This window comes from Microbulbifer sp. ABF4_143, assembly GCF_056160225.1.
Genome location: NZ_JBSWWT010000007.1, coordinates 177067 through 188789, shown reverse-complemented (window position 1 = coordinate 188789; position 11723 = coordinate 177067). Strand labels below are relative to the sequence as shown.

The 11723-nt window shown below is 62.3% G+C and carries 11 protein-coding genes, 1 rRNA gene and 1 riboswitch; all 12 genes read left to right on the top strand.

What is annotated here, in order from left to right; genetic code table 11:
• Window positions 1-109: ribosomal RNA gene (gene rrf / locus ACXAF3_RS07890) — 5S ribosomal RNA — on the top strand; the annotation flags it as partial.
• A gap of 632 nt (window positions 110-741) precedes the next feature.
• Window positions 742-1503 (top strand): sulfite exporter TauE/SafE family protein, encoded by a 762-nt coding sequence (locus tag ACXAF3_RS07885; protein ID WP_475111744.1) that lies wholly within the window; start codon window positions 742-744, stop codon window positions 1501-1503.
• A gap of 1 nt (window position 1504) precedes the next feature.
• Window positions 1505-2872 carry a sulfoacetaldehyde dehydrogenase SafD gene (safD, locus tag ACXAF3_RS07880; RefSeq protein WP_475111743.1) on the top strand — a complete coding sequence of 456 codons (1368 nt, stop codon included), beginning with the start codon at window positions 1505-1507 and terminating at the stop codon, window positions 2870-2872.
• A 134-nt stretch (window positions 2873-3006) separates the two neighbouring features.
• Window positions 3007-3105: riboswitch (TPP riboswitch) on the top strand.
• Window positions 3106-3210: 105 nt separating this feature from the next.
• A complete protein-coding gene (gene thiC / locus ACXAF3_RS07875; RefSeq protein ID WP_475111742.1) occupies window positions 3211-5121 on the top strand; it encodes a phosphomethylpyrimidine synthase ThiC in 1911 nt (636 codons plus the stop codon).
• 73 nt (window positions 5122-5194) lie between these two features.
• On the top strand, window positions 5195-6268 hold the full coding sequence (gene thiO, locus ACXAF3_RS07870; RefSeq protein ID WP_475111741.1) for a glycine oxidase ThiO: 1074 nt from the start codon (window positions 5195-5197) through the stop codon (window positions 6266-6268).
• Entirely contained in the window at window positions 6268-6468 is a 201-nt protein-coding gene (gene thiS / locus ACXAF3_RS07865; protein WP_475111740.1) for a sulfur carrier protein ThiS, read from the top strand. The genes thiO and thiS overlap by 1 nt, the downstream gene beginning before the upstream one ends.
• A 16-nt stretch (window positions 6469-6484) precedes the next feature.
• The gene (locus ACXAF3_RS07860) at window positions 6485-7291 is read left to right on the top strand and encodes a thiazole synthase (protein WP_475111739.1); all 807 of its coding nucleotides are present in this window, start codon (window positions 6485-6487) and stop codon (window positions 7289-7291) included.
• Window positions 7292-7296: 5 nt separating this feature from the next.
• Complete coding sequence (gene thiE / locus ACXAF3_RS07855) at window positions 7297-8832, top strand: thiamine phosphate synthase (RefSeq protein WP_475111738.1); 1536 nt, start codon at window positions 7297-7299, stop codon at window positions 8830-8832.
• A 6-nt stretch (window positions 8833-8838) separates the two neighbouring features.
• Window positions 8839-9591 (top strand): HesA/MoeB/ThiF family protein, encoded by a 753-nt coding sequence (locus ACXAF3_RS07850; RefSeq protein ID WP_475111737.1) that lies wholly within the window; start codon window positions 8839-8841, stop codon window positions 9589-9591.
• Window positions 9592-9596: 5 nt separating this feature from the next.
• Window positions 9597-9974, top strand: a complete 378-nt coding sequence (locus ACXAF3_RS07845; RefSeq protein WP_475111736.1) for a c-type cytochrome — start codon at window positions 9597-9599, stop codon at window positions 9972-9974.
• A 112-nt stretch (window positions 9975-10086) separates the two neighbouring features.
• The gene (locus tag ACXAF3_RS07840; protein WP_475111735.1) at window positions 10087-11019 is read left to right on the top strand and encodes a Vgb family protein; all 933 of its coding nucleotides are present in this window, start codon (window positions 10087-10089) and stop codon (window positions 11017-11019) included.
• A gap of 186 nt (window positions 11020-11205) precedes the next feature.
• Entirely contained in the window at window positions 11206-11676 is a 471-nt protein-coding gene (locus tag ACXAF3_RS07835) for a Dps family protein (RefSeq protein WP_475111734.1), read from the top strand.
• Window positions 11677-11723: the final 47 nt, after the last annotated feature.

The window sequence follows — 11723 nt, the reverse complement described above, 5'->3', positions numbered from 1 at the left end:
ACAATAGAGTTGTGGAACCACCTGATCCCTTGCCGAACTCAGAAGTGAAACGCAACATCGCCGATGGTAGTGTGGGGCTTCCCCATGTGAGAGTAGGTCATCGTCAGGCTTCTAAATAAAGAAAAGGGCCACCCATCGGGTGGCCCTTTTTTTATTTACGCGCCTGACGATGAGTTACTGCCGAACATCCGTGAGAGTAGGGCGCTAATGCGCGCTTGCGAAGCAAAGGTTATTCGTCGCTTCGCTCCTCACCCTTCGGGTCGTCCTACGGACGCTTTGGCTTCGCCAATCGCGCGCCTTAGCGCGACCGGCCAAGGACGGCCGGGCCGGGGCCTGATCGAACACTCTGCCGTCGCGCCAGGGACGGCGGCACAAAAGCCGATAACTTCTGCCCAGCTCAACGCAGACTGCCCTATCAGCAAACACAAATCCCAAATGAAACTGCCGCATAACTCGCAACGTCGCGGGTAGATAGCGCAGCGTCAGAATTTAAGCCTGATCGCGGCCAACGGCCGCTCCTGCAGGAGCTGTGCTGTAGCAGCTTCGAACCCCTATCGCGGCCATGGGCCGCTCCTGCAGGGGGGCGTGAGCAAATTGTAGGAGCGGCCTGTTGATAGTCTCCAACCCCCCCACCCCCAATCCTGTCCTTATTTAACCGCTTCGGGACCGATGAATACTGGGTCCCAAAACCTCCTGCAGCTAGACTGCAATCGTCGAAAAATCCATCACCGGGGCGTCACTTTGGCGGAGATTGCCGAAATTTCAGATTTGACGCTGGCGCTGCTGTTCGCAGTGTGTGCCGTCAGCGCTCTCATTTCGGCGGTTACCGGCAGTGCCGGGGGCGTGCTGATGTTTGCGGCATTGAATGCCGCAATCCCACTGCGGGTGCTGGTGCCGATTCATGGCGCTGTGCAGCTGATAAACAATCTCGCACGCATTTACTATGTGCGCGCATATGTCCGTTGGGATATGTGCTTACCATTTTTTATTGGTTGTGCACTGGGTACCGGGATCGTGACCCTGGGTATCGCCAGTCTCAGTGGGCAGCAGTTGCCGATGTTTGTGCTGGCCGCGCTGATTTTTTACACGGTATTCAAACCCAGGCGACTGCCTGAAATTCGCCTGGCGCCGAGGAATTACTTTTGGGTGGGGATAGTGACTGGAACCCTGGGAATCCTGGCGGGTGCTGTTGATCCGCTTCTGGCGGCCTTCTTTGTGCGTAAGGATTTGAGCCCCCAGCAAGTGGTGGCGAACAAATCCGTAATGCAAGCCTGGTGTCACGCACTGAAAATACCCGCTTTTCTGTATCTCGGTTTTGCCTTCGCGGAGTATTTGGGACTGATACTGGCACTGACACTGGCTGCGGTGGTCGGCACCAGGATCGGAGTGGGGCTGCTGAATAGAATCAAGAATGAGTGGTTTTTTAAATTGATGCGGGTGGCGCTGCTGGTTGCCGGTTTGCGGATCGTCTATCAGCTATTCTCCGTACAGCAAGGTGTGTGATATGGCTGATTATCAAATCCGTAATCCCTACAACGGCGAACTGCTAGAGGAGTTCGACTTTGCCAGCCGCGATGCGGTGCGAAGCACACTGGCGCTGCTGGCGGAGGGTAGGGATGTGCAGCAGAACACCCCGGCGTTTGAACGCGCCAATATTCTGCTGCGCCTGGCGCAGCTATTGTTGGAACATAAAAATGAGCTGGCCGCGCTGATTACCGAAGAGACCGGCAAAACCATCAGTGACAGCCGCGTGGAGATAGAGCGGGCGCACAACACCGCCATGGCCTGTGCGACGGAGGCGAGGGCGATTAGCGGTGAGGCACTGGATTCCGATGCCTTTCCGCCTCGGCGGGACAAGATCGGCGTGGTTTTGTGGAAGCCGCTCGGGACTGTACTCTGTATCACCCCGTTCAACTTCCCGGTAAATATCGCGGTGCACAAGATCGGGCCCGCATTTGCCGCCGGCAACAGCATATTGTTCAAGCCGGGACCGCAGAACAAGCGCTCCGCGCAGCGGCTGGTCGAACTTTGTTACACCGCCGGTATGCATAGCTCTGTGCTACAAATGCTGATCCCGGATATCGACGCGACCAGCTATGCGGTGGCGCACCCGCAGGTGCACGCGATCAACTTTACCGGTGGCACCGCCGCCGCCAACGCCATTGCAGCGCGGGCCGGATACAAGAAGTTGCTGTTCGAATTGGGTGGTAATGATCCGCTGATCCTGATGCCCGACGGGGATCTGGACGCGGCCGTTCACGCGGCGATCAATCAGCGCTTCGCCACCGCGGGCCAGCGCTGTACCGCGGCAAAGCGGCTGTTTGTTCACCGCGAGGTCCACGAGGAGTTTTCCGCAAAGCTGGTGGCGGCGACGGCTAAACTCAAGGTCGGCAACCCGCTCGAGGAGGATACCTTTGTCGGCCCGTTGATTCATTCCGCGGCGGCGGATGAAGTGGAGCGTCGGATACAGGCTGCGATAGCCGCCGGCGCCAGTGTGCTGTTCGGCAATCGGCGGGAGGGCAATATCCTGTGGCCGACGATTCTCGACAATGTCGCCGATGATGCCGAGCTGGTTGCGGAGGAAACCTTCGGCCCGGTAATTCCACTGCGTTCTTTCGAGACGCTCGATGAGTTGGTGACGCTGATCAACGAGTCGCCATTCGGCCTGCAGGCCGGTGTATTCACTCAGAATTTGTCGCTGGCCAAGCAGCTGTTCAATCGTCTGGAAGTGGGTTTGCTGGCGGTGAATGACGGACCCGGATTCCGCGCCGAGCACTTCCCGTTTGGCGGGGTAAAGGAGAGTGGCGTGGGGCGGGAAGGAGTGCGCTATGCGATCCGGGAGATGAGTTATCAGAAGACACTGGTTCTTTAGGGCCAGTCCCCGAAACCGATTATCCGCTTCCGGCGGGCGATCTCCTGTCGTTTTTTGCAACTACAGCAGCGTTTTGGGGCAAAAACCTGGCAGCGACTGGCTGTTCACGGCGCAGAGCATCCACTATACTCCGGCACTACTTGTCGGAGCGCCTGTGGGCTGAGATCGCTGTTGCGAGATCCGTTGAACCTGATCGGGGTAACCCCCGCGTAGGGAACAAGATCTGAAGTCGCTATAGATGTGCTGTATAGAAGTCGCCGTCTGTAGAAGCTGTGCGACTTGTCTCTGTCTGCCCCGGGTGTTGCGGCGCCATGTTTCCGCCAGCCACAGGGATAAGTATGTCAGAGACCACCGATCAGCCCAGCCGCACCGCCAAATCCTCCCGCGCTGCCAGCCGCGATTCCGCCAAGGCGTTCCTGGAAAACCTAACGGCGCAGACCTTCCCCAATTCCCGGAAAATCTATCTGCAGGGCGAGAGAGCGGATGTCCGCGTCGGTGTGCGCGAGATCTGCCTCGGCGACAGTGTCGTCGGCGGCGACGAGAAGAACCCGGTGTTCGAGCCCAACCAGCCGCTGCGGGTTTACGATACCTCCGGCCCCTATTCGGACCCCGACTGCAAGATCAATGTGCGCGAAGGTCTGCCCAAGCGTCGCCAGGCCTGGATCGAGGCGCGCGGAGATACCGAACAGCTGACCAGCCGCCAGGCCGCCTACAGCCAGAAGCGCATGGCGGACCAGGGGCTGGACCATATCCGCTTTGAAAAGCTGCCCTCTCCGCGCCGCGCGCTGGCGGGCGGGAATGTGTCGCAGATGCACTATGCGCGCCGCGGCATCATCACGCCGGAGATGGAGTTTGTCGCGGTGCGCGAGAATATGGGACGGGCACAGCTTGCCGATGCGCTGAGGGAATCCGATTATCAGAAGGCCCGGGACGGTATTTATATTCCCGAGCAGATCACCCCGGAGTTCGTGCGCCGCGAGGTGGCCGAGGGGCGCGCCATTATCCCGGCCAACATCAACCATCCGGAACTGGAGCCGATGATTATCGGGCGCAATTTCCTGTGCAAGGTCAATGCGAATATCGGCAACTCCGCGGTAACCTCCTCTATCGAAGAGGAGGTTGAGAAACTGGTCTGGTCTACCAAGTGGGGCGCGGACACGGTGATGGACCTTTCCACCGGCGCCAACATTCACGAGACCCGCGAGTGGATTCTGCGCAACTCCCCGGTGCCCATCGGCACCGTGCCCATCTATCAGGCGCTGGAGAAGGTGGACGGCATCGCCGAGGATCTCACCTGGGAGGTTTTCCGGGACACCCTGATCGAACAGGCGGAGCAGGGCGTGGACTATTTCACCATCCACGCCGGTGTGCTGCTGCGCTATGTGCCTATGACCGCAAAGCGGGTGACCGGCATCGTCTCCCGCGGCGGGTCCATCATGGCCAAGTGGTGTCTGGCTCACCACAAGGAGAATTTCCTCTACACCCATTTCGAGGAAATCTGCGAGATCATGAAAGCCTACGATGTCAGCTTCAGCCTCGGTGACGGCCTGCGCCCCGGCTCCATTGCCGATGCCAATGACGAAGCCCAGTTCAGCGAACTGCGCACCCTCGGGGAGCTGACCGAAATCGCCTGGCGGCACGACGTGCAGACCATGATCGAGGGCCCGGGGCATGTGGCCATCCACAAGATCAAGGAGAACATGGACGAGCAGCTGAAGCACTGCCACGGTGCGCCCTTCTATACGCTCGGCCCCTTGACCACCGATATCGCGCCCGGCTACGACCATATCACCTCCGGAATCGGTGCCGCGCTGATCGGTACCTATGGCTGTGCCATGCTGTGTTACGTGACGCCCAAGGAGCACCTGGGCCTGCCCAACAAAGAGGATGTGAAAGAGGGCCTGATGGCCTACAAGATCGCGGCCCACGCGGCGGACCTGGCCAAGGGACACCCGCGCGCGCAACAGAGGGATGACGCCCTGTCCAAGGCGCGCTTCGAGTTCCGTTGGGAGGATCAGTTCAATCTGGGCCTGGACCCAGAGCGCGCGCGCGCTTACCACGATGAGACGCTGCCGAAGGAATCCGGCAAGGTCGCGCATTTTTGTTCCATGTGCGGCCCCAAGTTCTGCTCGATGAAAATCACCCAGGATGTGCGCGATTACGCTGCGAAGCAGCAGGCGGAGGAGGGCATGGCGGAAATGGCGGTCAAGTTCAAGGATATGGGCGGCGAGCTGTACCACAAGGGCTGAGGCATCCCGTCGAATACGGAATGCCACAGCCCGACTTTTGTGTTGCCGCCAAAACGAATGTCGGAAAATTGTCGTGATAAAGAGCACTTCTCCCCGAATCGCGATCGCCGGCGCCGGCCTGATGGGGCGCCTGCTGGCCTGGCGCCTGTCGCTGCAGGGTCTGGACGTCACCCTGTTCGAGGCGCGCGACCTGTCGACGCCGGTCGGTGCCTGCTGGACCGCCGCCGGCATGATCTCGCCGCTGTCGGAACTGGTACACAGCCAGCGCGAAATCTATGAACTGGGTAGCCGGAGCCTGGCCCTTTGGTCCGACTGGGCGGAAAAACTCGAGGCGCTGAGCGGGCGCTCGGTGGAATTTCGCCATGCCGGTAGTTTGCTCGTGGCCCACGGCCAGGACAGAAGTGAGCTGCAGCAGTTTAAGCGCGAGCTGACCGGCAAACTGAACGGCGATATTTCCGAGCATGTGCAGGCGCTCGACGCCGGTGCGCTGCGGCGGCTGGAACCGGCGCTGGAAAATTTCGAGCAGGGACTGTTTTTGCGCGGCGAGGGCGATATCGACAACCGCCGTCTGCTGCCGGCGCTGCTCGGCGTGTTGCGCCGCCAGGGCGTGTGCCTGAAAGAGCGGACGCCGGTGGCGTGCGAAAGCTACCGGGTGGATCACCAGGAGGGCAGGTCGCGCTTCGATTGCGTGATCGACTGCCGCGGCCTGGGCGCCAGGGCGCAGGTTGACGGGCTGCGCGGTGTGCGCGGCGAAGTACTGGTGGTGGAGACCGGAGAGGTGACTCTGCAGCGCCCGGTGCGCCTGCTGCATCCGCGCTACCAGCTCTATGCGGTGCCGCGCGGCGGCGGCCGCACGGTGATCGGCGCTACCGAAATCGAGAGCGAGGATATGTCGCCGATATCGGTGCGCTCGACCATGGAGTTGTCATCGGCCCTCTATTCGCTGCACCCGGCCTTTGCCGAGGCCCGCATCGTGGAAACCCGGGTCAACTGCCGCCCGGCAACCATGGACAATATGCCCTACCTGCACTGGCAGCCGGGCCTGATCCGGGTCAACGGCCTCTACCGCCACGGCTACCTGTTGGCTCCGGCACTGGTGGAAAAAGTGGAACAAATGGTCAGACAAGAGATTTTACAGGTGGTTTGATGCAGATCTTTGTCAACGGTGAGCGGCACGAGCTGGACGCCCCGATGAGCCTCGCCGGCCTGCTGCAACAACTGGGTTACAGCGGCGAGACGTTTGCGGTGGCGCTGAACGGGGATTTCGTCGCGCGCGCAGATTACATGGATACCCCTGTTCGCGATGGCGATACCCTGGATGTGGTGGCGCCGGTTGTCGGCGGATGAAAAACGGCGGCAGAGCATGAGCGATCCATTGCGCCTCTACGGCAAGTCCTTTAACAGCCGGCTGCTGGTCGGCACCGCCCTCTATCCGTCGCCGGCGGTGATGCGCGAGTCGGTACAGGCGTCCGGTGCGGAAATCATCACCCTCTCCCTGCGCCGGCAGAATCCGCAACAGCAGCAGGGCAGGATGCTGTGGAACTATATCCGCGAATCCGGTTGCCAGTTGCTGCCCAATACCGCCGGTTGCAAGACGGCACGGGAAGTGATTGCATTGGCGGAGATGTCGCGGGAAATTTTCCAGACAGACTGGCTGAAGCTGGAAGTGATCGGCGACGACTACAATTTGCAGCCGGACCCCTACGGGCTGATCGAAGCGGCGCGCGAACTGGTCAAACGCGGCTTCAAGGTGCTGCCCTATTGCACCGACGATCTGGTGGTGTGCCGCAGGCTTCTCGATGTGGGTTGCGAAGTCCTGATGCCGTGGGGCGCACCCATAGGCACAGGCCAGGGGCTGCTGAACAAATACAACCTGCAGACGCTGCGCGAGCGGCTGCCGGGCGTGCCGCTGATTATCGATGCCGGTATCGGTGCCCCGTCCCAGGCCGCGCAGGCGATGGAGATGGGGTTCGATGCGGTGCTGCTGAATACCGCCATCGCCAAGGCGCAGAACCCGGTGTTGATGGCGCGGGCCTTTCAGCTGGCGGTCGAGTCCGGGCGCAGCGCCCACCTGGCCGGCCTGATGCTGAAGCGCCAGACCGCCAGCCCCAGCACGCCCACGTTGGATATGCCCTTCTGGCAGCAGGCCGAAAAAGCGCCGCAGGAATGATGTCTATGCGCGACGACGCTCCCACACACAGGCCCATCGTCTGGTCCATCGCCGGCAGTGACTCCGGCGGCGGCGCCGGCATACAGGCGGACCTGCTGACCTTTGCCGACTTCGGCTGTCACGGCTGCACCGCGATTAGCGCCAACACAGCGCAGAACACCACCGAAGTGGCGGCCATCAACGCCGTGCCGGTGGAAGTACTCAGATCGCAGCTGCAGGCGCTGCAGCGGGATCTCTTTCCGGCGGCGATCAAGATTGGCCTGCTGGCCAACGGCGAACAGGTCGAGGCGGTGGCGGAATTCCTGCGTGCGCTGCTGAAGGTCAGGCGGGTTCCGATCGTCTACGACCCGGTGGCCGTGGCCACCAGCGGCGCCGCGCTGACCGAAGACTCTATCGGCGGAGCGGTTGCGGAAAAACTGTTTCCGCTGTGCGATGTGATTACCCCCAACCTGCATGAACTGGAGTGGCTCGCGCGCGCCCCGGTCGGCGGTGCCGGGCAGATTGCCGCCGTGGCGAGGCGCCTGCGCGCAAGCGGCTGCGGCGCGGTACTGGTCACCGGCGGCCACGCAGCTCTGGTCGAGGGTGAAGTGGCGGATTTCCTCTGCTGCGATAGCGGCGACGACTGGTTTGTGGGCAAAAAGATACCCGGTCGCAATAATCACGGCACCGGCTGCACCCTGTCGTCCGCCATCGCCGCCTGCCTGGCGTTAGGGTATCCTCTGCGCGACGCCTGTGTCGTGGCCATAGCCTATGTGCGGCGGGGACTGCGTTTCGGGGGCTCGGAATCGATCGGCGCCGGCGCGGGTCCGGTGGGCCACTGCGGCTGGCCCAGCGAGCTTCAGGACTTTCCCGAAATACTGCTGCCCACGGAGGCGCGCGCCGGGGCCTACGAATACGCGCCGGACTCGGAGTCGGGCCCCTTCGCGAGCGGATTCGCCGCGCCGGATTCCAGTGCACTGGGGCTCTACCCGGTGGTGGATTCCGTGGAGTGGCTGCACAGGCTTGCGGATCTGGGCGTGCGCACCCTGCAGCTGCGCATCAAGCAGCCGGACGGCGACCTGCGCGGGCAGATAGAGCGGGCGGTGGCTATCGGCAGGCAGTATGGGCTGCGCCTGTTTATCAATGACCACTGGCGGCTGGCCATCGACTGCGGCGCCTACGGCGTGCATTTGGGGCAGGAGGATCTGCAGAGTGCCGACCTGGCCGCGATCAAAAGCGCGGGCCTGAAGCTGGGGATCAGCACACACGGTTTCTACGAACTGCTGCGCGCCTATCGCTACCGCCCCAGCTACCTGGCCATAGGGGCGATCTTCGCCACGGATACCAAAGATATGAGCGGCCAACTGCAGGGTACGGCAAAGCTCGCGCGTATGGTCGCGCTGCTGCCGGAGTACCCCCTGGTCGCCATCGGCGGTATCAGTCTGGAGCGCGCGCCCGAGGTGGCGGCGACGGGCGTGGGCAGTATTGCCGTGGTCAGCGCCATTACAAAAGCCAGTGACTATGCGCAGGCGGTCGCCGGTTTTCAGCGGATATTGGAGTAGTGAAGGATGCTGAGTGGAAAGGAACTGCAGCGCTATAGCCGCCAGATAATGCTGCCCCAGGTGGGCGAGGAGGGGCAGCGGAAGCTGTCGTCGGCGCGCGTGCTGATCGTCGGTCTCGGCGGGCTCGGCAGCCCGGTGGCGTTGTACCTTGCCGCGGCGGGCATCGGCGAGCTGCACCTGGTTGATGGCGACCGGATCGAGATCTCCAACCTGCAGCGGCAGATACTGTACAAGACCAACCACCGCGACAAACCCAAGGCGCAGGTGGCCGCGCAGCAGCTCACCGCCGCCAACCCGGATATCCGCGTCTATGCGCATCCGCGTATGGCGGAGGAGGCCTGGCTGCGGGAGCGGGTGGCGGACATGGACCTGGTGCTCGACTGCACCGACAACCTGGATATCCGCTACGCCATCAACCGCGTCTGCCGCGAGGCGCGGCGCCCGGTGGTGATGGCCTCGGTGCACGGTTTTTCCGGCCAGTTGATCAGTTTCGACTTTGCCGCGAATCCCTCCCCCTGCTACGCCTGCCTGTTCCCGCCGCGGCAGCGGCGCGAGGTGCAGAACTGCTCCACGGTGGGGGTCATGGGCCCGGCGCTGGGGGTGATCGGCAGCGCGCAGGCGCTGGAGGCGATCAAACTCCTGCTCGGACTGCCCGTGCCCAGCGCCGGCAAGCTGCACCTGTTCGAGGCGGAAACCCTGGAGTTGAGGGCGCTGCAGTTAGCGGGTGATAATGACTGCCCGGTATGCAGCCACCTATAACAAAAATGCAGACAGTCAGATTGATTCCGGCGGCGCCGGCCCTGTTGGCCGCGCTGCTTCTCGGCGCCTGTTCGCCCGGAGAACCGGCGCAATCACAGGCCGCCGCCGAGACCGCGGGGGACCGCTTGAGCCAGGCGGCGATAAAAGAAACCTACCTGCGCAGCTGCTACAGTTGCCACAACAGCGGCGTCAACGGCGCTCCGCGTACCGGCGACAGCGCGGCCTGGGGGCCGAGACTCGCCAAAGGCATGGATACCCTGGTGGCCAATACGATCAGCGGCTACCGGGCGATGCCGCCGCGGGGCCTTTGCTTCGATTGCAGCGAAGCCGAGTTCGAGGCCCTGATCCGCTATATGTCCGGGGAGCAAGCGGGCCCCGGGTGAACCGACCGGATACTGGAGCTGGCCGATGCGCGCTTTTTCCCAGTTGTACCGTCTTCCTATCGCCATTCTTTTTCTTTTTTCACCCCCGAGTCTGGCCGCATCGGAAGATGCGGTGCAGCGGACCTCTCTCCCCGATGCGCTGTCATTGAACGAGTGGAAGGTACCCTGGGCGGGCAGGCCGCGAGATCCCGATGTGGACGGCCGGGGCAATGTCTGGTTCTGCGGCCAGGCCGGCAACTATATCGGCCGCTTTGTGCCGGCCAGCGGTCTCTTCAAGAAGTATGCACTGCCGGAGGGCACCCATCCGCACAACCTGATCGTCGACGACCGGGGCGACATCTGGTACGCCGGCAACCGCAATGCGCAAATCGGCCGCCTGGATGCGGACAGCGGCGTAATCAAGCGCTTCCCGATGCCGGCCGGAGTCGAGGATCCCCACACGCTGGCATTCAACCGCGCGGGCAATATCTGGTTTACCGCCCAGCACAGCAACCGTATCGGTCTGCTCGATATCGCCAGTGGCGAGGTGCGCGTGGCGGTGCCGCAGACTGCGCGCTCACGCCCCTACGGTATCAAGGTGGATGGGGAGGGCAGGCCCTGGATAGCGCTCTTCGGCACCAACCGGCTGGCGCGCGTGGATCCGCAAACCATGGCCGTGACGGAGATTGTGCTGCCGCGCGCCGATGCGCGTCCGCGCAGGCTGGAGATAGATGGTGCCGGCAATATCTGGTACGTGGACTATCCCGGTGGCTATCTGGGGCGCTATGTGCCCGGATCGGGGCAGTTTAGCGAGTGGCGGCTTCCCGGCGAGACGCCGCGCCCCTACGGTACCGCGCTGGACAACCGGGGGCGGATCTGGATCGCCGACACCGGCGTGATACCCAATCGCATCCTGGCCTTCGATCTGGCGCGGGAGCGGTTTGTCAGCGAGAGCCGGGTGCCGAGCGGCGGCAATGTGCGGCATATGGTCTTTAATCCGGACGACGGCAGCTTCTGGTTCGGTGTCGACAGCGGCTTCCTGGCGCAGGCTATTCCGGAGCGCTGAGGCGCGCCCCGCGCCATTACCCCGTCGATATCCCGCGCTGCCGGAATAGAGGTGCGAATTTGAATAGTATTTTTCTATACACTCTATACCTTTAATTGATTTTATTGTGGGATTTCCATGGCCTATTCTTCAGGCACGGTAACGGATCGCGCAGATCCCCGACAAAGCGGACGGACGAGGTTATTTATGAGCAAAATTGATATCGGCATCGGCGAGCAGGATCGGGAAAAGATTGCCGCCGGGCTCAAACACCTGCTGGCGGACAGCTACACCCTCTACCTGCAGACCCACAACTTCCACTGGAATGTCACCGGGCCGCTGTTTCGCGAGCTGCACCTGATGTTCGAGGAGCAGTACACCGAGCTGGCTCAGGCGGTGGACGATATCGCCGAGCGGATCCGCACCCTGGGGGTGAACGCGCCGGGAACCTACCAGGCGTTTGCACAACTGAGTTCCATCAAGGAAGTCGCGGAGATACCGCCGGCGGAGGAAATGGTGGAAATACTCACCCGCGGTCACGAGCAGGTCGTGAAGACCTGCCGCGACGTGCTGAAGGCGGCCCAGGCGGGCGACGACGAGTCCACCATCGCCCTGGTTTCGGATCGCATGCGCGTGCACGAGAAGACCGCCTGGATGCTGCGTGCCACGTCCAGGTAAACTGCTGAAAGCGCGGCGCCGGCAGGCGCCGCGCTTGTTTAAACACA